The sequence below is a fragment of the Arthrobacter sp. Y3225209 genome, assembly GCF_059090685.1.
Genome location: NZ_JBNHFW010000001.1, coordinates 181,490 through 204,510 on the forward strand (window position 1 = coordinate 181,490; position 23,021 = coordinate 204,510).

Annotated in this window: 17 protein-coding genes and 1 tRNA gene; 7 read left to right on the forward strand and 11 right to left on the reverse strand. The window is 66.6% G+C overall.

The window, feature by feature from the left end:
* The first annotated feature begins 21 nt into the window (after positions 1-21).
* Positions 22-489 carry a tRNA (cytidine(34)-2'-O)-methyltransferase gene (locus AC5RVB_RS00820; RefSeq protein ID WP_227903539.1) on the forward strand — a complete coding sequence of 156 codons (468 nt, stop codon included), beginning with the start codon at positions 22-24 and terminating at the stop codon, positions 487-489.
* A 14-nt stretch (positions 490-503) separates the two neighbouring features.
* Positions 504-1,307, forward strand: coding sequence for a class I SAM-dependent methyltransferase (locus AC5RVB_RS00825; RefSeq protein ID WP_494141731.1), 804 nt, complete (start codon positions 504-506; stop codon positions 1,305-1,307).
* Positions 1,308-1,375: 68 nt separating this feature from the next.
* On the opposite strand, the gene AC5RVB_RS00830 is transcribed toward AC5RVB_RS00825, so the two are convergent.
* The 4 genes from AC5RVB_RS00830 to AC5RVB_RS00845 form a co-directional block, all read right to left on the reverse strand.
* Complete coding sequence (locus AC5RVB_RS00830; RefSeq protein WP_494141732.1) at positions 1,376-2,125, reverse strand: PIG-L deacetylase family protein; 750 nt, start codon at positions 2,123-2,125, stop codon at positions 1,376-1,378.
* Position 2,126: 1 nt separating this feature from the next.
* Entirely contained in the window at positions 2,127-3,074 is a 948-nt protein-coding gene (locus AC5RVB_RS00835; protein ID WP_290244560.1) for an electron transfer flavoprotein subunit alpha/FixB family protein, read from the reverse strand.
* 66 nt (positions 3,075-3,140) lie between these two features.
* A complete protein-coding gene (locus tag AC5RVB_RS00840; RefSeq protein WP_227929569.1) occupies positions 3,141-3,980 on the reverse strand; it encodes an electron transfer flavoprotein subunit beta/FixA family protein in 840 nt (279 codons plus the stop codon).
* Between the two features lie 192 nt (positions 3,981-4,172).
* The gene (locus AC5RVB_RS00845; RefSeq protein ID WP_494141733.1) at positions 4,173-5,708 is read right to left on the reverse strand and encodes a S1C family serine protease; all 1,536 of its coding nucleotides are present in this window, start codon (positions 5,706-5,708) and stop codon (positions 4,173-4,175) included.
* 308 nt (positions 5,709-6,016) lie between these two features.
* Between AC5RVB_RS00845 and AC5RVB_RS00850 the strand changes: the two genes are divergently transcribed.
* Both AC5RVB_RS00850 and AC5RVB_RS00855 read left to right on the forward strand, forming a co-directional pair.
* Positions 6,017-8,125: a TPM domain-containing protein gene (locus AC5RVB_RS00850; RefSeq protein WP_494141734.1), complete on the forward strand. Its 2,109-nt coding sequence runs from the start codon at positions 6,017-6,019 to the stop codon at positions 8,123-8,125.
* 103 nt (positions 8,126-8,228) lie between these two features.
* Complete coding sequence (locus AC5RVB_RS00855; protein WP_227903552.1) at positions 8,229-8,969, forward strand: PspA/IM30 family protein; 741 nt, start codon at positions 8,229-8,231, stop codon at positions 8,967-8,969.
* On the opposite strand, the gene AC5RVB_RS00860 is transcribed toward AC5RVB_RS00855, so the two are convergent.
* From AC5RVB_RS00860 to AC5RVB_RS00875, 4 genes are all read right to left on the reverse strand, one after another.
* A complete protein-coding gene (locus tag AC5RVB_RS00860) occupies positions 8,966-9,565 on the reverse strand; it encodes a DUF6328 family protein (RefSeq protein WP_494141735.1) in 600 nt (199 codons plus the stop codon). The two genes, AC5RVB_RS00855 and AC5RVB_RS00860, sit on opposite strands and share 4 nt — an antisense overlap.
* 187 nt (positions 9,566-9,752) lie before the next feature.
* Positions 9,753-9,829, reverse strand: a tRNA-Met gene (locus AC5RVB_RS00865).
* A gap of 61 nt (positions 9,830-9,890) precedes the next feature.
* On the reverse strand, positions 9,891-12,941 hold the full coding sequence (locus AC5RVB_RS00870) for a UPF0182 family membrane protein (protein ID WP_494141736.1): 3,051 nt from the start codon (positions 12,939-12,941) through the stop codon (positions 9,891-9,893).
* 203 nt (positions 12,942-13,144) lie between these two features.
* Complete coding sequence (locus AC5RVB_RS00875; RefSeq protein ID WP_494141737.1) at positions 13,145-14,371, reverse strand: YlbL family protein; 1,227 nt, start codon at positions 14,369-14,371, stop codon at positions 13,145-13,147.
* A gap of 246 nt (positions 14,372-14,617) precedes the next feature.
* Between AC5RVB_RS00875 and AC5RVB_RS00880 the strand changes: the two genes are divergently transcribed.
* Complete coding sequence (locus AC5RVB_RS00880) at positions 14,618-16,117, forward strand: zinc-dependent metalloprotease (RefSeq protein WP_494141738.1); 1,500 nt, start codon at positions 14,618-14,620, stop codon at positions 16,115-16,117.
* 65 nt (positions 16,118-16,182) lie between these two features.
* Here AC5RVB_RS00880 and AC5RVB_RS00885 read toward each other — a convergent pair whose 3' ends face one another.
* Positions 16,183-16,767, reverse strand: coding sequence for a M48 metallopeptidase family protein (locus AC5RVB_RS00885; protein WP_494141739.1), 585 nt, complete (start codon positions 16,765-16,767; stop codon positions 16,183-16,185).
* Between the two features lie 134 nt (positions 16,768-16,901).
* Between AC5RVB_RS00885 and AC5RVB_RS00890 the strand changes: the two genes are divergently transcribed.
* A complete protein-coding gene (locus AC5RVB_RS00890) occupies positions 16,902-18,023 on the forward strand; it encodes a ThiF family adenylyltransferase (protein WP_227903563.1) in 1,122 nt (373 codons plus the stop codon).
* Here the strand turns inward: AC5RVB_RS00890 and AC5RVB_RS00895 are convergent.
* Positions 18,020-20,146: an ATP-dependent DNA helicase UvrD2 gene (locus tag AC5RVB_RS00895; RefSeq protein WP_290244544.1), complete on the reverse strand. Its 2,127-nt coding sequence runs from the start codon at positions 20,144-20,146 to the stop codon at positions 18,020-18,022. The genes AC5RVB_RS00890 and AC5RVB_RS00895 overlap by 4 nt on opposite strands.
* The gene (gene nudC / locus AC5RVB_RS00900; protein ID WP_227903567.1) at positions 20,143-21,105 is read right to left on the reverse strand and encodes an NAD(+) diphosphatase; all 963 of its coding nucleotides are present in this window, start codon (positions 21,103-21,105) and stop codon (positions 20,143-20,145) included. The genes AC5RVB_RS00895 and nudC overlap by 4 nt, the downstream gene beginning before the upstream one ends.
* 156 nt (positions 21,106-21,261) lie before the next feature.
* On the opposite strand from nudC, the gene AC5RVB_RS00905 reads away from it, so the two are divergent.
* The gene (locus AC5RVB_RS00905; protein WP_341482218.1) at positions 21,262-22,773 is read left to right on the forward strand and encodes a phosphotransferase; all 1,512 of its coding nucleotides are present in this window, start codon (positions 21,262-21,264) and stop codon (positions 22,771-22,773) included.
* Positions 22,774-23,021: the final 248 nt, after the last annotated feature.

The following is a 23,021-nucleotide window of genomic DNA, read 5'->3' on the forward strand; positions in this document are numbered from 1 at the left end:
GCGCGGGCATAGGATATAGCTGTGTTCCGCATCCTTTTCCATACCCCTGAAATCCCGGGCAACACCGGGAACGCCATCCGTCTTGCCGCCATCACGGGCGCCGAGCTGCACCTGGTGGAGCCATTGGGCTTCAGCCTGGAGGATTCCAAGCTGCGCCGGGCGGGCCTGGATTACCACGACCTCGCCGTGCTCCATGTGCACAAGACGTTGCAGGACGCCTGGGATGCGCTGCAGCCGGAACGCGTTTTCGCGTTTACGTCCGACGGCGATACCTCCTATACCGATATCGAGTACCGTGCCGGTGACGTCCTGATGTTCGGCCGCGAGTCTGTCGGGCTGCCGGCGGAGGTCAAGGAGGACCCGCATGTCACCGCCCGCGTGCGGCTTCCCATGCTTCCGTCGCTGCGTTCGCTCAACCTTGCCAACTCCGCCTCCATTGCCGTTTACGAAGCCTGGCGCCAGCACGGCTTCGCCGGCGCCCAGCTCTAGCGAAGGATCCACCCATGTCTGAACACCCGCTCGGGGCCACTTACGACGACGGCGCAGCCGACTTCGAACGCCTCGCCCCGTCGCTGTGGAATCCGATGGGCAACGCCCTGGTGGCGGCCGCAGACATAGCCCTGGGTGACCGGGTCCTGGATGCCTGCTGCGGCAGCGGAGCCACCACCATCCCGGCGGCACAGTTTGCCGGACCGGACGGCGAGGTGCACGGGGTGGATCTCAGCGGGGAACTGCTGGCCCTGGCCCAGGCCAAGGCAGACACCCTCTCACTCAACAGCGTGCAGCTGGCGAAGGCGGATGTTACCGGGTGGGCAGCAGAGGCCCCCTATGACGCAGTGCTGTGCGCCTATGCGGTGTTCCTGCTCCCGGACATGGACGCCGCCGCTGCCGGCCTGGTCTCCTCGCTCCGCAGCGGAGGACGCTTTGCCCTCAGCACCTGGAAGGAAGGCGCTGCAGCGCAGTTCAACGAACTGCTGTGGAAGGCATGCCGGCTGGAGCGTCCGGACCTGGCTGAAACCGCCGCCCATCCCGCCGTTGAGAACCTCAGCCGGCTGGACTCGGTGGAAAAGCTCACGGCCTGGCTGCAGGGGCTGGGGCTGCAGGATGTCACTGTGGCGCCCACCCCGGGCCGGGTGCAGCTCAGCGGTTCCCTGGCTTGGTCGCTGGTGCTGGGCAGCACCTACCGGACGCTGCTGCCCGCCGATCCGGCGGCCGTGGAACGGGTACGCCAGGCATTCCTGGCCGAGCTCGGCGATGATTTCGAGCTCAACACCGACACACTGATCGCCACCGGCGTCCGTCCCTAGCCATTAGCTGTCTACCCGTCCGGGCCGGATGCCGGTAGCCGGCGTCCCGGACGGGGCCGAGCCGGCGGTCAAAAACCGGCGATGGTTTGCTCTGTGTTCACGCCAACAGCGTGGAAAACCTCTGCACTGGAGCCCTCGGGCAGGTGATGCCGTTGGGCGTTCTCCTGCAGGAGCCCGCGGACGGTGGCGTCCATGCCGTCAATATCCGGGTGCTGGCTGGCATGGACCCGGATCGCGGCAAGCTTCGCGTCCACCGTCCCGGTGACGTCCACGGCAGTGTTTTCGCGTTCGCGGGGAGCACCGTAGAACCACAGCCACGGCACTTTGTACGCCTCGAGGCCCTGCTCCGCCAGTTCGGGATAGGCAAAGGGGTTTTCCGCGGCCGGATAGACGGCACGGGTCACGATCTCGCCGCAGGCGAGGTGGTCCGGATGGCTGGCCTGCAGCCTGTCCCAGTTCCGTTCCGGATGCATCGACAGAACCACGTCCGGCCGGACCCGGCGGATCAGTTCCACCGCCCGGGCAATGACTGCATGGTTAACCTCCAGGTAGCCGTCCCGCTCGCCCAGGAACACGACGTCCCGGGCACCGACCTGCCGGGCCGCTTCCCGTTGTTCGTCACGGCGCAGCCCGCTCACATTGGAGCGGTCCGACGGATCGAACCCGCCGGCGTCGCCGGAGGTCATGATGCAGTAGGTGATGTCGGCGCCGTCGCGTGCCCAGCGGGCCACAGTGCCGGCAGCACCGAAGTCGATGTCATCCGGATGGGCAGCGAAGGCCAGGACCCGGGCCGGCGTGGAGACGGACGCAGACGCCATCCTAGGACCTGCGCTTCCGGATCTCTTCGGCGGCCTGGGGCAGCACGGAGAACAGGTCCCCGACGACACCGAAATCCGCAATTTCGAACACGGGCGCGTCGGCGTCCTTGTTCACGGCGACAATGACCTTGGCGGTCTGCATGCCGGCCTTCTGCTGGATGGCACCGGAGATGCCCACGGAAATGTACAGCTGCGGGGACACCGTCTTGCCGGTCTGGCCCACCTGCGCCGAGTGCTCGATCCAGCCTGCATCGGTGGCGGCGCGGGAGGCACCCACGGCGCCGCCGAGCAGATCCGCCAGTTCCTCCACCGGCCCGAAGTTTCCTTCCACGCCGCGTCCGCCCGCAACAATCACCCGGGCTTCGGAAAGTTCCGGACGCCCGCTGACGCGTTTGCCGGTGCGGCTTGTCACGCGCGCGGCGGGACCGGGTTCGGGCACCGGCAGCTCGACCAGTTCCGGAGCCGGAGCGCCTTCCTGTTCCGGTGCCGGCTCGATGCTGTTGGCCTTGACCGTGATGATGGGCGTGCCGCTCTGCACGCGGCAGGTGGAGGTGTAGGAACCGGCGAGGACGGATTTGGTCACGGCCAGGTCCGGGGCAACCGCCACCGCATCGGTGACAACTCCTGAACTGAGCTTGATGCCGGTACGTCCGGCAATCTCGCGGTCTTCAAAGGAGTTGCCCAGCAGGATGGCCGCCGGCTGTTCAGCCGTTGCTGCGGCCGCCAGGAAACCGGTCTTGGCAGCCACCAGGACGCCGTCCAGTTCTCCGGCGGGTTCGTAAACCTTGCCCGCACCATAGGAGGCGAAAGCGGCAAGAAGCTCCGGGTCCGGGCGGCGGGCCGCGGCGACCACCGGCTCTCCTATGCTGCCGGCCAAGGTCAGCAGTTCACGGGCGGCACGGGGCAGGGGTAGATCGGGGACATCTAGAAAAACCAGAACGGACGCCATGAATGCGCTCCTTTGGGACGTGGACGGTGGCGCGTGACCGGCGCCGGTTAGAAATGATCGGGTGCGCTAGATGAGTTTCTGCGCCGCGAGGTAGTCCACCAGCTGAACGCCGGCAGTACCGTCGTCAGTGATGACGGTCCCCTGGGCGCGCGGCGGCCGCGGCGCCGATGCCGCAACCGACGTCCAGGCGCCCTCCAGACCTACCTGCGAGGGCTCGAGGCCGATATCTGCGAGGGAGAGGACCGTGATGGTCTTTTTCTTCGCTGCCATGATGCCCTTGAAATTCGGGTACCGGGGTTCGTTGGCCTGATCCGTCACGGAGACCAGTGCGGGCAGGGGTGCCTCGACGGTTTCCGTAAAGGAGTCGCCGTCGCGGCGTGCCTTCACCATGGCGGTGCCGTCCGTGTCAGTGACCTCAAGTTCCGAGGCGAAGGTGACCTGGGCCAGCTGCAGGCGCTCGGCCAGCTGCGCAGGGACAAGAGCGGTTTCGCCGTCCGTGGAGGACATGCCGGTGATCACCAGGTCCACCGGGCCCAGGGTCCGGGCTACGGATTCAATGGCGGCGGCCAGCGCCAGGGACGTTCCGGCGGCATCGGAGCCGGCGAGGGCGGCATCGCACAGGTGGACCCCGGTGTAGGCGCCGATCTGGAGGGATTTCTTGACCGCATTGACGGCGGCTTCGGGCCCCATGGCGAGGGCAGTCACCCGGTTTCCGGCTGCCTCACCGCCGCGGGCCTCGGCCAGGGTCAGCGCGGCTTCCAAGGCGTATTCATCCAGTTCCGAGAGAATGCTCTCCGAGCGGTCGAGGGTATGGCCGGGGCCGGTGAGGTGCCGGTCGAACTGCGCGTCGGGGACGTGCTTTACCAAGACAACAATATTCAGCGGACGGTTGGCTGAGTCCTGCATTCCGGCCTTTCCGGTTGGAAGATCAGTTCCCGACGGCCCGGAGGTTCTCCTGCCGACGTTCCCGCCCGTTGGGCGGTGCGTTTAAAGCTAATCACACCCCGGAAGGCCATTGTGCCCGGTACAGGCGGAAGGGCCGCCCCGGATACGTCCGGGGCAGCCCTTCGTCCTGTTTTCTGGTCCACCCGGTCCGGGTTACTGGCTGGCGGAATCCCCGAGGGTCACCTCGGTGCTGGAGGCTTTGCCTCCGCGGGTGTAGTCCACGGTGGCCTTACCGCCGGCAGGCTGCATCCGGATGGCTGCGGTCAGGGACTGGGCATCGGTGATCGGGATACCGTTCACCGAGGTCACCACGTCACCGGCACGAAGTCCTGCCTTCTCCCCCGGTGACCCCTGAACCACTTCGGCTACTTCGGCACCCACCGTGAAGGAAGAGGACGAGTTCGACGCCGTGGCCGGCTTCACGGAAACCCCGAGGTATCCGTGCGTCGCGGAGCCGTTGTCGATAATCTCCTCCGCTACCCGTTCCGCGTAGCTGATGGGAATGGCAAATCCGACGCCGATGTTCCCGCTGTCTTCACCCGCGGTACCTGAGGCGGCCGAGGCGATGGCCACGTTGACGCCGATCACGTCCCCGTCAGTGTTCACGAGGGCACCGCCGGAGTTGCCATGGTTGATGGCAGCATCCGTCTGCACCACGTTCAGGTAGATCGAGCTCTCCGCTGAGGACTGGTTCTCCGAGGAACCGTCCGGCGGCGCGAACCGGAAGCCGAAGCCGTCATCCTCGGGTTCCTCCGAGCTGTCCGTTTCCCCCTCCGGAGCGGCGGAGGACTGAACGCTGATGGTCCGGTTAAGCGTGGACACAATACCGTCAGTGACCGTGCCGGACAGCCCCAGCGGGGCGCCGATGGCGATCACGGTGTCGCCGACGTTCAGGTTTCCCGAGTCGCCGAGTGACGCCGGCGTCAGGTTGGCTCCGTCCACCTTGATGACCGCAAGGTCGGAGACGGGGTCAGTGCCCACGATGGTGGCCGGCAGCACCCGCCCGTCGGACGTCTGGACCTCAATGCCGGGGTCACCGGTCAGACCGCCCAGGGTCACCACGTGGGTGTTGGTGAGGATGTGCCCGTCATCGTCCAGGACAATTCCGGAGCCCGTGCCGCTGCTGCCCGAGGCGGCAACCTCAATGGTCACGACGCTCGGGGAAGCCTTTACCGCTGCCGCAGTGACCGCATTGACGCTGTCTTCATTGTTGACCACAACGGTCTGTGACTGGCCGGCCTGGCCCGCAGTTCCGTTCCCGTCATCCATCAGTGCATTGGCACCCACTGCCACACCGCCGCCGACGAGCCCGGCAAGGAGCATTCCCCCGACCAGGGTTCCGGCGCCGAACTTTTTGGCTGTGGACCGTCCCGACGGCGAAGCAGCCAGGGGCTGCTGGAACGAGCTGCCGGTGGACTCGCCGAAGGTCTGCGGCCCGTAAGGGGTGGCGCCGTGCGCTGACGGGGCCTGCGGGGATGAGCCGTGCGCTTCCGCGGCCTGAGTGCCATCCGTGCCGGCGTTCCCACCGGCACCATGTGCTGCCGGGTCGTTCAGCGGCTCGGTCAGCGGACCTGTCTGCGGCCCGGTCTGCGGATCGCTCTGGGCGGAGCCGGCGGAGGACGGCGGTGCCGGCGGGCGGGGCGGCAACGGGCGTGCAGCGCCGTCGTTTCCCCCGTGGTGCTCAGTCATGTGGGCTGTCCTTTCGAAGTTCGATGTACCCATGGTGTAGCCACAACGTTCTGTACCTACTATGACAGCGCTTGCTGGGACATATGAGGATGGATGCTGAACATCGGCTGTGAAAACCCCGAATGTCCGATAGACAGCAGGTTCGACCTCCGGACGGTAAACGGGCAGGTCAGACAGGGGTGCGGCCACCGTCCGGAGACAGGGGCGGGGCCCGGACGTGGTGGACGCCGCATAGGGCGGCCCCTAGAATCGGTACCAACGATTGCTGGGACCTGAACCCGGGGCGAGATGCAACCAAAGGATTATTTATGCGGTCACGGTACAGGTTGGCAGCCATTCTAGGCCTGGGTGCTCTGGCGGTCATGCCTCCGGCGGCGGCTTTCGCCGGCACGGCACCGGCGCATACCGTTCCTCCCCTGGCGATGCACGGATCATTGCCCGCTGCCCCCGCTGTTCCGGCGGAATCCCCCGTGACCATCCCGCCGGGAGAATACGTTGTGGATCCCGCCGATGTGCTGGGGAGCAACGCCGCAGAGGTGAAGCAGGCAATTGCCGATGTACAGGACAGCACCGGGTACACCCTGTACGTGGTTTACGTGGACTCCTTTACCAGCCCGACAGATCCCGTCGCCTGGTCCCGGGATGTAGTGGAGAGCAAGGGCATGGGAGCCAGGGAAGCCCTGCTCAGCATTGCCACAACGGACCGGAAGATCCAGGTTTCCACCGGCGACCAGAGCGTCCTGAACCAGGAGCGGCGGAATGCCATCCTGGCGGCCGCCACCGATCCCCTGTTGGGTTCACAGAACATTACGTCCTCCCAATGGGCGGATTCGGCAGTGGCCGCGGCAGAATCGCTGGAGGACATCGCCGGCGGAGGAGACGGGGACGTTGCGGCCTCCGGTTCCGGCTCGGGCATTGCCCCGTTGGTGGTAGGCGGCCTGGTGGTGGCCGGCGGTGTGGGCACTGCCCTGCTGATGCGTAACCGCCGGAAGAAGAACGCCGGGACCCTGGAACCGGGCCGGCGCCAGGGACCCGCCGCACCGGTGGACCCGCTGGACACCATGAGCGTTCCCGACCTGCGGAAACGGGCAGGAAGCCTGTTGGTTGCCGCAGACGATGCCATCAAGTCCAGCGAGCAGGAACTGGGCTTTGCCATGGCCGCCTACGGCGAGGATGCCGTCGCGACCTTCTCGGAGGATCTGGCCGCTGCCCGGAACCATATGGGCGAGTCCTTTAAGCTGCAGCAGCAGCTGGATGACCACATCCCCGACACCGAAGCACAGCAGCGGAGCTGGCTGAAGGAAATCATTCGCCGGTGCGAAGCGGTCAACGAGTCCCTGCAGGCGCATAAAGAGGACTTCGATGCCCTGCGGGAACTGGAGAAGAACGCGCCGGCCGCGCTGGCTTCCGCCCGCGAGTCAGCCGGACAGGCATCCGCGCGGCTCAGTGCTGCCGCCGCCGCTCTGGACGCGCTGCGCTCGCGCTACGCGGCGACGGCGGTACAGCAGGTCAGTGACAACATCGACCAGGCCAATGAACGCCTCGCCTTCGTCACCAATACCGCCGCAGAGGCCGAGGAAAAGCTCGCTGAACAGGACACCTCCGGTGCGGTGGTGCTGGTCCGCGCTGCCGAAGAGTCCGTCCATCAGGCCAATGTGCTGCTGGACGCGATCGACAAGCGGTCCCGGGAGCTGGATGCAGCACGTACTGAGCTGCAGCGGGCCGTGGCCGATGCCCGGCAGGATCTCGCCCAGGCAGATGCATTCTCCGCGTCCGGGGCCTCCCCCGGCCTCGCCGGCCCCGTGGCCGGCGTGCGGGCAGCCCTGGAGGAGGTGGAGCAGGCAATGCAGTCCGGCCCGTATGATCCGGTGGAGCTGCTCCGCCGGCTGGAAACCGCGAACACCCAGCTCGACACGGCGCTGGAAGGCATCCGCGACCGGCAGGAGCAGGAGCGCCGGGCAAGGGACTCCCTCCAGCACGCCATCATGGCCGCCCAGGCCCAGATCTCCGGCACCTCTGACTACATCAGGGCGCGCCGCGGCGGAGTGGGCAGTGAGGCACGCACCCGCCTGGCTGAGGCCGAGCGCAACCTGCAGCAGGCTGTCGCCATGCAGTCCTCCGATCCGGTCAGTGCCCTGGCCTATGCCCAGCAGGCCAACGCCCTGGCAGCACAGGCCGCTGACATGGCCCAGCAGGATGTCGACGGTTTCGGTGGCGGCGGATTCGGCGGAGGCTTCGGCGGCGGACGCGGGAACGGGATGGGCGGTGCCATCCTGGGCGGCATCCTGATTGATTCCATCCTCCGCGGCGGCTCCCACGGCGGAGGCTGGGGCGGCGGCGGTTTCGGCGGCTTCGGCGGAGGCGGCGGTTTCGGCGGAGGCGGCGGCGGTTTCGGATCCTCGGGAGGCAACTTCTGATCCACCCGGGCGGATGCGCGGGAAGGGCACCAAGATGTACCGTACGGGTCTCATGGCCGGTGCGGGGCAGTACTTACACACAGCAGATTGAAAGGCAGACATCGTGGTTAAGCAGTCGATTTTCGGACGTATCACCCAGTTGGCGAAGGCCAATATCAATGCCATCCTCGATCAGGCCGAGGACCCGCAGAAGATGCTCGACCAGATGGTGCGGGATTACAGCAACAACATTGCCGAGGCTGAAAGCGCCGTCGCACAGACCATCGGCAACCTGCGCATGCTCCAGGACGACTACAACGAGGACATCCAGAACGCGCAGAACTGGGGCAACAAGGCTCTGGCCGCCTCCCGCAAGGCCGACGAGTTCCGCGCCGCGGGCAACGCCGTCGACGCTGAGAAGTTCGACAACCTGGCCAAGGTAGCCATCCAGCGCCAGATCGCCTCCGAAAACGAGGCCAAGGGCGCCCAGCCGACCATTGCCTCCCAGGAAGAGATCGTTGAGCGCCTGAAGACCGGCCTGAACCAGATGAAGGGCAAGCTGGATCAGCTCACCAGCAAGCGGGACGAGCTGGTTGCCCGGTCCCGCAATGCCGCTGCCCAGACCCAGATGCATGATGCCATGAAGAGCATCGACGTGATGGATTCAACGTCCGAGGTGGGCCGTTTCGAGGAGAAAATACGCCGTGAGGAAGCCCGTGTGCGCGGCGCCAACGAGCTGGCGTCCTCCAGCCTGGACGCCCAGTTCGAAAGCCTCGAGGACCTCGGCGAGCAGACCGAGGTCGAAGCGCGCCTCGCTGCGTTGAAGTCCGCCTCCGGCGGCAAGCAGTCCGCTATCGAGGACTAACTCCGACCGTTCCCTCCGCCGCCGTCCGAAGGGCGGGCACCCCGCTGGGGGTGCCCGCCCTTCGGCTGTCTGCGGATGGCTGACTGGCGGCTGTGATTGCGGTTGCGGTTGCGAAGTGCCCGGCGGCGCAGGCGTAGCGGCAGGAGCAGCCACAGCAGCCCCACTGCTGCACCCATCGCCAGCGCCGCCACGGCTCCTGCCATGCCGGAAAGCACAATGTCGAAAATCAGCCCGATGGTGCCGATCAGGATGAGGCCGACCAGCACCAGGGTGGCGCGCAGCAGGACGTCCGAACTCCGGACCAGATCCCGTTTAATCCCCTGCCGGAAGAAGGTCCGGTGCATGACCACCGTAGACATCAGTACCGCGGTGACCAGTACCGACAGCACGACCAGACACAGGTAGATGCCCACTTGGACCCGGGTTAGTTCGGCAAAACGTTGCTGGAACGGCAGGGTTAGCAGGAAGCCGGTCAAAATCTGGATACCGGTCTGCAGGACCCGCAGTTCCTGCAGCAGGTCCGTCCAGTTGCGGTCCAGTTTCTGCAGCAGGGTTTCACCGCGGTCCGGATCGCGTGCTGCGGGGGTATCGCCCATGGGGGAAGTGTAGTTCGCCCACCGGCAACGGGCCGTGCCGTACGGAAACTGTTCGGGCGCCTCCATGCGTCCGGATCCCCGTAACCGTTCCCGGGACCCGGCGGGGCCTGAGACCAGGCAAGTAAGGGCAAGCAAGGGCAAACAAAAGTCCCCCGAGGTTCCTTGCGGATCCTCGGGGGACTTTCCTTGGTTGCGGGGGCAAGATTTGAACTTGCGACCTCTGGGTTATGAGCCCAGCGAGCTACCGAACTGCTCCACCCCGCGGCGTGATACTCAACTCTACCCGCCGCGGGGACCCGGCGCAAACCGGGATCATTTCACGCGCCTAGTCGCCGCCCTCACCGTCAGCCGAATCGGTGGCAGCGTCGCTGGGTTCAGCCGTAGCAGCGTCGCCGGCGGTGTCGCCTGCCGCACTGTCCAGCTGTTCCTGCGCAGCGGTGGCCCGTGCAATGGCGTCCTTGAGCTGGTTCTGCGTTTCCCCGTAGGCGGCGAAGTCACCGCGTCCAAGGGCAGCCTGCCCGTCCTGGATCGCCTTGCCTGCATCCGCGAGGGCTGTAGCCAGCTCGGACTGAGCCGTTGCGTCTCCGCCGGCGCCCGGGGTTTCCGGGGTAGCGCCGACGTTCCCGGTGTCGCCGGTTTCCGCACCGGAGTCGCCGCCAAAGATCTGGTTCAGTGCTTCGTCGAGCGTCGGAGCGAATCCGACCTTCTCGCCGAAGTTGACCAGCACCCGCTGCAGCGTCGGGTAGGAGGAGGCGCCCGAAGACTGGACGTACACCGGCTGGACATACAGGATGCCGTCGCCGACCGGCAGGGTCAGCAGGTTGCCGTTGATGACTTCAGATGCACCCTGGCGCAGCAGGTTCAGGGCGTTGGACACCGTGGGGTCGGAGTTGAAGGTGTTCTGTGCCTGGCCGGGGCCTGGCACAGCAGTGTCCGTGGGCAGGGCCAGGAGCCGCAGCTTGCCGTAACCATCGCCCTTCACGCCATCCTCGCCGGTGCCGGCATCCGCATCTGCGGAGAGGAAGCCGTACAGCACGTTGCGGGCCTCGCCGTTCTCCGTCACGAACGGGATGAACGGTGTGGTCAGCGAGAACGTGGCCTCGTCCTGTCCCGGCATCTGCAGGGAGAGGTAGTACGGAGGCTGCTTGACGTTGCCGTTGCCGCCGGTGGGATCGCTGGGAACGCTCCACGCGTCGTCGTTCTTGTAGAACGAGTCCGGGTCAGTCACGTGATACTTGCCCAGCAGTTCGCGCTGGACCTTGAACTGGTCCTCCGGGTAGCGGACATGTGCCATCAGATCGGCAGACATCTCACTGTAGGGCTTCAGGGTGGACGGGAATACCGCCTGCCAGGACTTCAGCAGCGGATCCTCGTCATCCCAGGCATACAGCGTGACGGAACCGTCGTACGCGTCAACGGTGGCCTTGACCGCGTTGCGGATGTAGTTGACCTGTTCCTGCGGCAGGGCTGCCGCTCCCGGAGTCAGCGAGTCGGTGGTGGCGTCCTGCAGCTCCTGCTGGGTGGAGTACGGGAAGTACTTGCTGGTGGTGTAACCGTCCACGATCCACTTCACGCGGCCGTCGACAATGGCCGGGTACGCGTTGCCGTCAACGGTCAGGTACGGTGCTACCTTTTCCACACGCTCGGTGGGGTCACGGTCATACAGGATCTGGGATTCCTCATTGATGGCATCCGCAAGCAGCAGCTCGGTGGACTGGAACTTAATCGCGTACACCAGCTGGTTGAAGAGGTTGCCCACGCTGGGGCCGCCGTTGCCGCTGAAGGTGGTCTGCGACTCCTCCTCCGAGTTGCCGGTCTGCGGACGGTCGATTTCCACTGGCGGGGTGCCTTCCGGCGCGCCGACCACAGAGTACTGCGGTGAGTTCTCGCCGAAGTAGATGCGCGGCTCGTAGGATCCGCCTTCGGTGAGCACACCGGTGGAGGGGATCCCGGACTCCATGAAGCTGGGCTTGCCGTCCGCCTCAACCGTGGAGCCGCGTGCGGCGACCACGCCATAGCCGTGGGTGTAGAGGATGTGCTCGTTCACCCAGCCCGAGGGCACGCCGCCGACGTTCAGCTCACGGACCGCGATCACCGTGTCCTGGACTTCGCCGTCGATCTCGTAGCGGTCCACGTTCAGTGTCTGCGGGAACTGGTAGTACTGGCGGAACTGCTGCAGCTGGCTGAACGCGTCGGAGACGACATTCGGGTCCAGCAGGCGGATGTTGGTGGTGGTGCCCGCATCCTGGGCCAGGGCGCCGGCATTGGCGTTCACCGTGGCGTCATACGGGATGACCTCGGTGTCCGACAGTCCGTAGGCCTCACGCGTCATATCGATGTTGCGCTGGATGTATTCGCGTTCCAGGCTCAGCTCCGACGGCTGGACCTGGTAGCGCTGGACAATCCAGGGGTAAACGCCGCCGGCCACGATGGCCGTGATGATCAGCATGGCGGTACCGATGATGGGCAGGCGCCACCGCCCGATGACGGCGGAAAGGATAAAGAGGACAGCGACAATGACCGATGCCACGGCCAGGATGGCCTTGGTGGGGATCACGGCCTCGACATCGGTGTACAGGGCACCGGTCCAGGTTCCGGAGGTGCTCAGCAGCGTGTCATAGCGGTCAAGCCAGAAGTTGATGCCCTGCAGGATGAGGAAGGCTGCGGCCACGACGGCCAGATGAATACGCGCGGGCCGGCTAACGAACACGCCCTTCTCCTCGAGGCGGATACCGCCGTAGAGGTAATGCGTCAGCAGTCCGGCAATGCCGGCAATCACGACGACGCTGATGAGGAAGCCGACAAGGAAACCAATGAACGGCAGCGTGTTCAGGTAGAAGCTGTAGTCCATGTTGAACTCGGGGTCGGTCTTGCCGAAGTCCCGCCGGTTGAAGAACAGCAGTGTCTGCTGCCACATGGACATGGCCGCGGTGCCCGCGAAACCGCCCACAACAATCGGGATGCCGATCATCAGCAGTTTACGGATGGGCTCCAGCTGGGCCTGGTACCGGTTGAGGTTGTCCTGGAGCGCACTGTCCGGGGCGTAGATGGGCCGCGAGACGTAGGCGACCCGGATACTGGCGAAAACACCAGCGGCCATCACCAGGAAGGCTGCCAGGAACATGCAGATCCGGGTCAGGTTCTCCTTGAAGAAGACTTCCAGATAACCCAGCTGGTTATACCAGAGGATATCTGCATAGACCTGCGAGAAATACACAAAGCCAATGACGAGCACGGCAACCACAATCAGCGTGGCAATCAGCGGGCTGCGCCGCCGTCGCCTTCCGCTGGACGTGGCCGTGCCGGGTCGGGAAAATGGGCCGTTTGGTCCGGAAGTCACAGTTACCTCATCGTTCGGTGCGTCGGCTCGCGGCATTGCCGGCCGCACCGGAGGGACTTGCTGCCGGGGGCGGTGCCCCGTCGCATACATGTCCCCGCCGGATGGCCCGGAAGCCGTCCGTAGACCATTCTGCCTTGGAATGCTCTCCCGCTGCTACTTCTCCAGGGAGCCGGAGAGAACCTTGTCCCGATCGTAACGAGGCACGGCCGCACCTGCCAGTGCCTGCGACCGCTGCCCGGCTATGAGGTGCACTGCGGCAGATCCGCTGCACTGCCGCCGGCAGCCAGTTTCTGCACCGCGTCCAGCGCCTCTTCGAGGGTGGAAACACGGACAACGCCCAGGCCCTCGGGCACGTGGCCTGCAACCTCGGCGCAGTTCGCGGCCGGTGCCAGGAAGAATTCGGCTCCGGCGTCCGAGGCGCCGATGAGTTTCTGCCGGATGCCGCCGATCGGTCCCACATTCCCGGCGGCGTCGATGGTTCCGGTGCCGGCAAAGTGCTTTCCTTCGGTGAGCTGCTCCGGGGTGAGGCGGTCGATGATCCCCAGCGCGAACATCATTCCCGCCGACGGTCCGCCCACCCGTTCCATGCCCTGGCCGATTTCGACGTCAAAGGGGAAATCGAAGGTGGTCGCCAGCTCAATGCCCAGCTGGTAGGTACCTGCATCGTTTGGCGCGGGCGTCACGGTCTCCACCTCCTCCGCGCCGTCACGGCGAACGGTGACCTCCGTGGGCGAGCCGCCGACGTCGTTCAGCGCGTTGCGCAGGGTCTCGATGCCGTCTATCCGGGTGTCCCCCACCGCCAGCACGGTGTCCCCGGGCTGCAGCAGGCCTTCCGCCGCCGAGCCTTCCACCACGGCAGCGACGGTGAGTTCCTGCGTGTACGGAATCTCGAGCTCCGTCAGGGCAGCGGCGACCGCGGCTTCCTGGGATGAGGTCATGGCGGCGGCGTTTTGCTCGTCCACCTCGTCGCTGGTGGTTCCCGGGGCGTAGAGGAACTCGGTGGGGTACACCACGTCGTCAGGGTTCAGCCAGCCGCCCACGGCCTGGAAAATGCTGATGTTGGTGCTGGGACCGCCGGACACGTACACCGTGGTCAGGTCCAGTTCGCCGTCGGCCGGGTAGCTGGTGCGCCCCTCGATTTCGATGATGTCCTTGTCCCCGGCGCTGCCCAGCGTATTGAACGTGGGGCCCGGGGATTCCACTACGTATTGTGCCGGCAGCAGTACGGCCGCTGCGCCCAGCAGGAGTGCCAGCGCACCGGAGACAAGCATTGCCCGTGCGCGCGGCGTACGCCGGCCCGGAGCAGGCTGTCCCTGCCCCAGCCCCTGGTACGGGTAGACGGAGTAGCTGCCGTCCGGCTGCGGGGCGGGAACCGGCATGCCGGGGCGCCCGTCGCCGGGTCCGGCGTTCCCTGCGGCACCGCTTTTGCCATAGGGGGCACTGCTGTCGTCATGAGAGGGGCGCAACTGACCAACCTTTTCCTGCGCTCGTACGGCATGTTCCCGGCGCCGTGGTCCGGCGGCCAACCCTGCAAGCCTACGCCGCGCAGGTGCGTGCAGGCGCGCAGGTGCGCAGCCCCGGCTTTGCCTACAGCGAACGATCAGCGTCGTACAGGACACACATTAGGCACTGCCGGTAACGTAAAGGGAACATGTCCGGCAGCGCCGGGCACCGTAAGGCACTATCTTCTTCCACAGGACCGGTGGTATCCCATGAGCTCCAACCCATCCGACCGAGGGGACAACCCGCAGGATCCCCTGTCCGAGATGCTTGCACGCCTGTTCGGCGGCGGCGGCGCCGGCGGCATGGATCCCGCTGAACTTGCCAAAGCCGCAGGCCTGCCCTCCGATCCCAATGCCATGGCCATGATCTTCCAGCAGGTCCAGGCCATGTTCAGTGCATCCTCTGACGGTCCGGTGAACTGGCAGCTGGCCAAGGACAATGCCAGGCGGGTGGCCGCCACCGGGAGCGACCCCTCCACCGGCCCCACGGCTGCCCGTGAGGTCGACGAGGCCCTGCACCTGGCCGGCCTCTGGCTCGATCCGGTTACCGACTTCGCCGCCACGTCCACCCTCGGCCGGGCATGGTCCCGCGCGGAGTGGGTTGAAGCCACCATGGATTCCTGGCGCCGGCTCACGGAGCCCGTGGCCGTAAGCATCTCCGAAGCACTCTCCAACGCCATCACCACCCAGATGCCGGAGGAAATGAAGTCCATGATGGGCGGAGCCTCCTCGATGCTCGCCAACATGGGCGGTGCAATGTTCGGCATGCAGCTCGGCCAGGCGGTAGGCGCCCTGTCCAAGGAAGTGGTCAGCTCCACCGACATCGGGCTGCCGCTGGCGTCCGGAACCATGGCACTGCTGCCGGCCAATGTTGCCGCCTTCGGCGAAGGACTGGACGTTCCCGAAGCGGAAATCCGCCTGTACCTCGCGGTCCGCGAAGCCGCCCATGCCCGCCTGTTTGCGCACGCCCCCTGGCTGACTGCCCACCTTTTCGGTGCCATCGAGAGCTATGCGCGCGGCATCCACATTGATATTTCCAAGATCGAGGAAGCGGCCCGCGACATCGATCCCGCCAATCCGGAATCCATCCAGTCGGCGCTATCCGGCGGCGTATTCCAGCCGCAGCGGACCCAGGCGCAGGAAGCTGCACTGGAACGTCTGGAAACCGCCCTGGCCCTGGTGGAGGGGTGGGTGGACGAGGTCACTGCAGCGGCCACCGCCAATCTTCCTTCCGCGGGCGCGCTGCGTGAGATGATCCGCCGGCGCCGTGCCAGCGGCGGACCTGCCGAGCACACCTTCGCCTCGCTGGTGGGCCTGGAACTGCGGCCGCGCCGCCTGCGGGATGCCGCAGCCCTCTGGGCGCACCTGACCGAAGAACGCGGAATCGAAGGCCGCGACGCCGTGTGGGAGCATCCGGACCTGCTGCCGACGTCCGAGGACCTGGATGATCCCAAGGGCTTCGGCAAGCGGCGCCAGCTCATCGAAGCAGCTGACTCCGACGTCGATGCCGCGCTGAAGCGCCTGCTTGACGGCGGCTTTGATACTCCGGAGGAGACGGACAAGCCCACCGACGCGTCTTCCGGTGAAAGCACCGACGGGACCGCCGGTGACGGAACCGTTCCTGAGGACGGATCCCGGAATGACGACGACGGCGGGGCCGGCGACGGAACCGACGGGACCGACGAACCCGGGAAGCCGGGTTCCAACTAACCTGTTCCGGCCGTCAACCGGGCGGAATGATGGAGGACTGGTGCAGCGCCCGCAGGGGCATTGCGCTAGTCCTCCCCCATTTCCCCCTTAAGTCCGCGTGAACTGGCAAAGGCGGCTCCCGAGAGGAACGCCTTCGCCGTTTCCGTCTGCGGATAGTTTTCCAGCAGCCGCCAGAAGGCCGGGCCGTGTGACGGGACGAGGAGGTGGGCCAGCTCGTGGAGCAGCACGTAGTCCACCACCCATTGCGGCATCCCCTTCAGCTTGTCTGACAGCCGGATGGTGCTCTGGCCGGGCGTGGCCGATCCCCAGCGGGAGTTCTGGTTACTGACCCACCGCACGGATGCAGGCCGTGCGTGCCCGGAGAGATAGCGGCTGGATAGTTCGGCTGCCCGGCGCATCAGGTCGTTTTCGCTGGCGGCCTCATCGGGTTCCGTGGAAACACGCTGTTCGAGCCGTGCGACCATACGCTGCACCCACTCGGCTTCCTGCGCGGCGGAGAAGTGTGCCGGGATGGACACCAATGCCACACCGTCGCGGAAAACCGCATTCACGGTGCGCTTGCGGCGGGCGGATCGGCGTACCTGGATGGGGATTCCGCTAGTGGTGGTTGCCGGTATCGAGGCGTCGGCGGTCCGGGACGGGGAAGGCATGTTTCAAGCCTAACCTCCCGCCCTGACGGCCCTGCAGCCTGTGGATAACCGCCGGCCCCGCGGGCCCGCGTGCCAGCATGGTCTGCAGTTGGGCCGGCTGGGGGCGGCGTCGTGCACACCGCAGGGAGCAGACCATGCGCATCAATCCGGGAATCCATGTACTCAACATTTCGCCGCGGGCCAGGCAGCTGGGGATAGGCTCCGGTTCCTTGCTCCTGCGCAATCTCCAGGATGCCGATGTTGCCTTCCTGGGAGCGCTTCGCCGCGGGGTGCCCGACGGCACGGAAGCCGCTGCTGCGTCCGCGCTGCGGGTGCCCCGAGAGCGGGCAGCAGCACTGATAGAAGCGCTCCGCCCCCTTCTGGTCCCGCATGAGGTCTCTGCCCCGCCGGTTCCTTCGCTGCGTTCCGAACGCCTGGCTCCCGATGGCCGGCGCCTTTCCGCTGCCTATGGCATCAATGGCGAGGAACCCGTCCGACGCCGGTCGCAGGCAACGGTTTTTATTGACGGTCTCGGCCGCGCCGGGGCACTGCTGGCCCGTACGCTCGCCACCGCAGGGGTAGGCCGGCTGCTCCTGCGCGATCCTGCCGTGGTGGCCCCTGCCGATGTGGGCACCGCCTATGCGGTGACGGATATCGGGATGAACCGGGCTGCAGCGGTTAAGCGGCATCTGTTCCGGATTGATCCCACCCAGCAGGTGCTGACGGTCACCGATGGCGGGGAGCGCACGGAGCCCCGGGCAGTGGATCTCGCGGTGACGGTGAGGGCTGTGGGGGCCGTTCCCCGAGGCAGCGAACCGGGGACGTCGCCCGGCGTGCCCAGCCTCCTCCTGTCCGTCAACGAAACCGGCTGGGATGTCGGCCCGCTGCTGGTGCCGGGAGCAACGCCGTGCCTGGAATGCCTGGACCGGCGGCGCGCGGACTCGGACCCGGGCTGGTACGCGGCGGTCGAGGCCCTCGCCGGCCAGGACAGGCAACGCTCAGGCGCGGGTCCTGTCCGGAGTCCCGCCGGGAACGCGGAGTGTGCCATCCCCGAAGGTGAGGAAGCGGCAGGCGCGGCCCTCGCGGCGGGAGCGGCATCCCTGGCGGCCCTGGTCTTCCTCGACGGCATCAACCAGCCCGCCCTGCTCTCCGCAGTCCTGTCACTGCGTACCTCGGACGGCTTTTCACGGCTGCAGGAACTGGACTACCACCCGGCCTGCGGGTGCCGGCTGCAGCACCGCGAAACCCGTGCCGGGCGGCCGGGGCATGCAGCCTAGGAGTCGGTGCCCTGGGAGAGTACCTGCAGCACCGCCTCGCCGTAGCGCTCCAGCTTCGACGGACCGACGCCGGGCAGCGTTGCCAGCCGGTTCAATGACGGCGGGCGGTCTTCGGCAATGGCCACCAGGGTCGCATCGGTGAACACAACAAAAGCGGGGATTCCGGCCTCCTGCGCCGCTTCCCGGCGCCACTCCCGCAAAGCCTCAAAGGTCGCTTCTTCATAGGTCACCGGGCAGTCACCGCAGCGGCCCACCTTGCGCTCGGCGCCGGTGGTGAGCAGCGCCCCGCAACTGCGGCATTTTGCCGGCCCGGTGACCTTGCGCCGGGGCTGCTTCGCCGGGCCCGCCGTCCGGACAGTGTCACGCTCGGTGCGCGGACGCAGCCCGTCGAGGAACCTGGACGGTTTCCGGTTGGCACGGCCGCCCGGCGTACGCGCCGTGGACCAGGACAGTGCCAGATGCTCACGGGCACGTGTGATGCCCACGTACAGCAGCCGGCGTTCCTCATCAACGGCCTCAGCGGTGTCGGCAAAGGAGATCGGCATCAGTCCTTCGCTGAGCCCCACCAGGTACACCGCGTCCCATTCCAGGCCCTTGGCGGAGTGCAGGGAGGCAAGCGTGACGCCCTGGACCCGGGGGGCGTGCTGCGCTGCCGCCCGTTCCTCCAGCTCGGCCACGAAATCCTGCATGGTGAAGATGCTGTCCGGGTCACGGGTACGGGTTACCTGCAGTTCCTCGGCCAGCGCCACCAGGGCAGCCAGTGACTCCCAGCGTTCCCGGGTGGCTCCGCCGCCCGCCGGTGCATCCGGTGTGTAGCCGAGCGAGGCCAGGATGTCCCGCACCAGCTGCGGCACCGGTTCGTTGCCCACGGACCGGGATGCCGCCCGCAGCTGCAGGACCGCGTCGCGGACCTCGCGTCGTGCAAAGAACCTTTCACCGCCGCGCAGCTGGTAGCCGATCCCCGCGGAGGCCAGGGCCTGCTCATAGGCCTGCGACTGTCCGTTGGTGCGGAAAAGGACCGCGATTTCGCTGGCCTGGACTCCCTGAGCTATCAGGGCCTTGATGGAGGAGGCGACATGCGCGGCCTCTGCCTCGTCGTCGGCGCACTCGGTGAAGGTGGGTTCCGGCCCGGCCGGACGCTGTGCCACGAGCTCCAGCGGTGTGGGCCAGGACGGCGCGTTCCGGTTGCGCTCCCCCTCGGCCGTACGCGCTGCAAGGATCCGGTTTGCCAGCCCCACCACCTGGGGAGTGGAACGGTAGTCACGGACCAGTTTGACGACGTCGGCGTTCGGGAAGCGCTTGGTGAACTCAAGCAGGTGCCGGGGCGTGGCACCGGTGAAGGAGTAAATGGTCTGGCTTGAATCGCCCACCACGCACAACTCGTCGCGGGCACCGAGCCACAGGTCAAGGAGCCGCTGCTGCAGCGGGGAAACGTCCTGGTATTCGTCCACCACGAAGTGCCGGTACTGGTCCCGCACCATGGCAGCGACCCGCTCGTCCTCCTGGAGGATGCCCACCATAATCAGCAGGACGTCCTCGAAATCGATGATGTTCCGGTCCACTTTCACGTCCTCATAGGACTGGAAAATGCGTGAAATGGCCGTGAGGTCAAACCCTGCCGGGGGCTCCCGGTCTGCAGCTGCCCGGACATAGCTGTCAGGGGTGAGCATGGAGACCTTGGCCCACTCGATTTCCGCGGCCACGTCGCGGATGGCGGCCCGGTCCGTGGACAGCCGAAGCCTGCGGGCTGCTTCGGCGATGATTTGTGCCTTGTGGTCCAGCAGCCCCGGCAGGGCTCCGCCAACAGTGTGCGGCCAGAAGTACTGCAGCTGCTTGAGCGCTGCGGCGTGGAAGGTTTTGGCCTGGACGCCGTGGGCGCCGAGGTCACGCAGCCGGGTACGCATTTCCGCCGCCGCCCGCGCCGTGAAGGTCACGGCCAGGACCTGCTGCGGCTTATAGACGCCTGTGGCCACCCCGTAGGCCATCCGGTGGGTGATGGCACGGGTTTTGCCGGTACCGGCACCGGCCAGGACGCAGAGCGGGCCGGTTAGGGTGGTGGCCACTGCCCGCTGCTCGTCGTCGAGGCCGGACAGGATGCGTGCTTCGGGTGATTCGCTGCTCATGCGCGGGCGTTGGCCTCCGGTTCGGTAATGGGCCCGCCGTACCAGCGCTCGATCAGGTTCCGGGCGATGGAGATGGGGCCGGCAATGGTAATTTCGCCGCTGGACACGGCGTCGGCAAGGTCGGTGCGGCTGAACCAGCGGACATCGGACATCTCCACGCCGTCGGCCTGCGCCACGGAATCCCCGGCCCGGGCAGTAAACCCGAGCATCAGTGAACACGGGAACGGCCACGGCTGGGAACCGAGGTACTGCGGGGAGTGGACAACCACACCCGACTCCTCCTCCACCTCGCGGATCACCGCCGCCTCCAGCGACTCGCCCGGTTCCACGAAACCGGCGAGCGTGGAATAGCGGTTGCCGGGCCAGGCTGCCGCGGAACCGAGCAGGATCCGGTCCTGGGCGTCGATAACCGAGACGATGATGGCCGGGTCGGTGCGCGGGAAATGCGAGCTGCCGTCCTCGGGACAGCGGCGGACCCAGCCGCCCTGCTCCGGAACGGTTCCGGCGCCGCAGCGCGGACAGTGGGTGTGCCCCGCGTGCCAGTTCGCGATGGCCGCGGCCTCCACGAACAGGCCCGCATCCAGGGCACCGAGTTCCGTGGCCGCATGACGAAGGCTTACCCAGGCTGCGCCGTCTACCGCGAGCGCAGGATCGGGCTCGGCCAGTGTCACCAGCACGACGTCGGTCCCCAGCGGCACCTGCGCTGCCTCCAGCGTGCGGCCAAGATAGACGGGTACCTCGCCGAAACCGGTTTCAGGCGGCTCCTGCAGAACCAGTACGGAGTCCCGGACGAGCGTCCTGCCCTGAGCGAAGTACATAACCCGGGTTCCGGCCGCACCGCGGATTTTCTCGAAAAGGTCAGGGGCGACGCGTCGCGCGGAGCCGCGGTCCACGGCTGTCCGGGCCAGCGGTAACAAGCCCAGGGGGGAAACTTCTGCTGCCGGTGCCGGGATACTCATACCACCACCGTACTGACTACTCCCCCCGAAACTGTAGTTGGGCCGCAGGGCACTACCCGGCTTGAGGTTTTCCTCACGGTTTGGGCGACTCGCCGCCGCACAATGGTTATTCGGGACACATCTGCCCATACGGTTGAAGATGTGAAACGGACCCCCATGGAATTGGCTGCAATGGCCAGCGCTGCCGTCCCAGGGCTGACCCCCACCGGCGTTGCCGGTTCCCCCGACGACGCCGCGGATTTCGACGCCGCGCTGCTGGTTGACGATGCCGGGCGCCGGTGGCGCGTCCGGTCCCCCAAGCACCTCGAAGCCAGCATGCGGCTGGAAACCGAGCTGCTGGTGCTGCGCACCTTCGTGCCGGCGGTCCGGGCTGAACTGCCGTTCGCGCTTCCCTATGTTGCCGGAACTGTCCGTCAGGGCGAGCTGTGCACGTTCGTTTATTCCCATCTGCCCGGAGCCACGCGCAGTATCGATCAGCTGATGACTGCCGGAAAGTCCGTGGCGGCGGAGATCGGACGGGCCATGGCCGCCGTCCATGCCCTCCCCCGCGACCTGGTTACCAAGGCGGACCTTCCCAGCTACAGTGCCAATGAATTCCGCCAGCGCCGGCTGAACGAGTTGGACCAGGCCGCCACCACCGGAAAGATCCCCTCCGTGCTGCTGCGGCGCTGGGAACATGCCCTCGAGGATGTCTCGCTCTGGCGGTTCAAGCCAACGGTGGTTCACGGTGACCTGCATGAAGACAACATCCTGCTCACCGGCGAGCGGGTCAGTGCCGTTACCGGCTGGACGGATCTTCGCGTCGGCGACCCGGCTGACGACTTCGCCTGGCTGATTGCCGCCAATGATCCCGGCTTCACCCGGAACGTGCATGAGGCCTATCTCGAAGCCGGCAAGGATCCGGAGGATCCGCACCTGATCCGCCGTGCCGCCCTGTCCGCCGAGTTTGCCCTGGCCCAGTGGCTGGTGCGCGGCGTTGCCGCGGAGAATGACGCCATGGTGGACGAAGCCGTGGAGATGCTCCGCACCCTGGAAGAGGACGTGCGTGCCCAGGAAGCCGCCGACAAACGCTCGGGGCAGGCCCGGGCAGCAGAGGCACGCGCTTCGGTCGCCCGGCCGGAGGGAACGGTAACCCCTGCATCGGAGTCTTCACCGGCGGCCGCCTCCACGGCGGAACGCCCTGCCTCCACCACCGGGACCACCGGCGTCGAAACCTCCGTTGTTTCGAAGGGGAAGGCCAAGGTAACGGTCGCCCCGATAGCGCCGGACTCCGCTCCCGCGATCACCCGCCCGGATGCTCCCGGCGAGGACACCTCCGCCGGGAAAACCGCCGGATCGGATGAACCCCTGGCCGAGGTCATTGCGCTGCCGGCCCGCGCTGATGGCACGGAACCCGAAACGACAGCACCGGATACTACGGCACCTGACGCCGCGGAAGCGGACACGGACCCGGCGGAACAGGACAAGGCCGGATCCTCACCCGCCGGGGACACCGGCGACGAAGAAAAGATCGCCGCCGACGCAGACACCGCACGCAAACCGAAGAACAGGCTCGGGGATACGGCGGAGCCGGGCAGCCCGGAAGACGGCGACGGCACGGCGGGTAAGCCCGGCCCTGCCGGCCCTGCCACCACGTCCCTGCCCCTGGCTCCGGTCCCGGACAAGTAGTCCGCCGGATCCTCCACTAAAAGGTGCCCCGCCCCGGCGGGGCACCTTTTTTGCTGCCCTAAGACTTTTGCTGCTGAGACTTTTGCTGCCCTGAGACTCTTGCTGCCCAGGGACTTCTGCTGTGCGGTGACGCCTGTCGAAAACCCGTGGGGCAGGAGTCTTGCCTCAACCAGACAATGGTTCTATGGTTAGTTACACAAGTAATGAACCACCTAACCACCCGGGCGGGATTCGTGTTCGATCCCGGG

Coding starts and splice junctions, on each gene's coding strand:
- AC5RVB_RS00845 (WP_494141733.1), bottom strand. CDS start 5,708: ATGACTGAGCACCACGGGGGAAACGACGGCGCTGCACGCCCGTTGCCG.
- AC5RVB_RS00905 (WP_341482218.1), top strand. CDS start 21,262: ATGGAATTGGCTGCAATGGCCAGCGCTGCCGTCCCAGGGCTGACCCCC.
- AC5RVB_RS00895 (WP_290244544.1), bottom strand. CDS start 20,146: ATGAGCAGCGAATCACCCGAAGCACGCATCCTGTCCGGCCTCGACGAC.
- AC5RVB_RS00825 (WP_494141731.1), top strand. CDS start 504: ATGTCTGAACACCCGCTCGGGGCCACTTACGACGACGGCGCAGCCGAC.
- nudC (WP_227903567.1), bottom strand. CDS start 21,105: ATGAGTATCCCGGCACCGGCAGCAGAAGTTTCCCCCCTGGGCTTGTTA.
- AC5RVB_RS00870 (WP_494141736.1), bottom strand. CDS start 12,941: ATGCCGCGAGCCGACGCACCGAACGATGAGGTAACTGTGACTTCCGGA.
- AC5RVB_RS00830 (WP_494141732.1), bottom strand. CDS start 2,125: ATGGCGTCTGCGTCCGTCTCCACGCCGGCCCGGGTCCTGGCCTTCGCT.
- AC5RVB_RS00860 (WP_494141735.1), bottom strand. CDS start 9,565: ATGGGCGATACCCCCGCAGCACGCGATCCGGACCGCGGTGAAACCCTG.
- AC5RVB_RS00890 (WP_227903563.1), top strand. CDS start 16,902: ATGCGCATCAATCCGGGAATCCATGTACTCAACATTTCGCCGCGGGCC.
- AC5RVB_RS00880 (WP_494141738.1), top strand. CDS start 14,618: ATGAGCTCCAACCCATCCGACCGAGGGGACAACCCGCAGGATCCCCTG.
- AC5RVB_RS00850 (WP_494141734.1), top strand. CDS start 6,017: ATGCGGTCACGGTACAGGTTGGCAGCCATTCTAGGCCTGGGTGCTCTG.
- AC5RVB_RS00835 (WP_290244560.1), bottom strand. CDS start 3,074: ATGGCGTCCGTTCTGGTTTTTCTAGATGTCCCCGATCTACCCCTGCCC.
- AC5RVB_RS00885 (WP_494141739.1), bottom strand. CDS start 16,767: ATGCCTTCCCCGTCCCGGACCGCCGACGCCTCGATACCGGCAACCACC.
- AC5RVB_RS00840 (WP_227929569.1), bottom strand. CDS start 3,980: ATGCAGGACTCAGCCAACCGTCCGCTGAATATTGTTGTCTTGGTAAAG.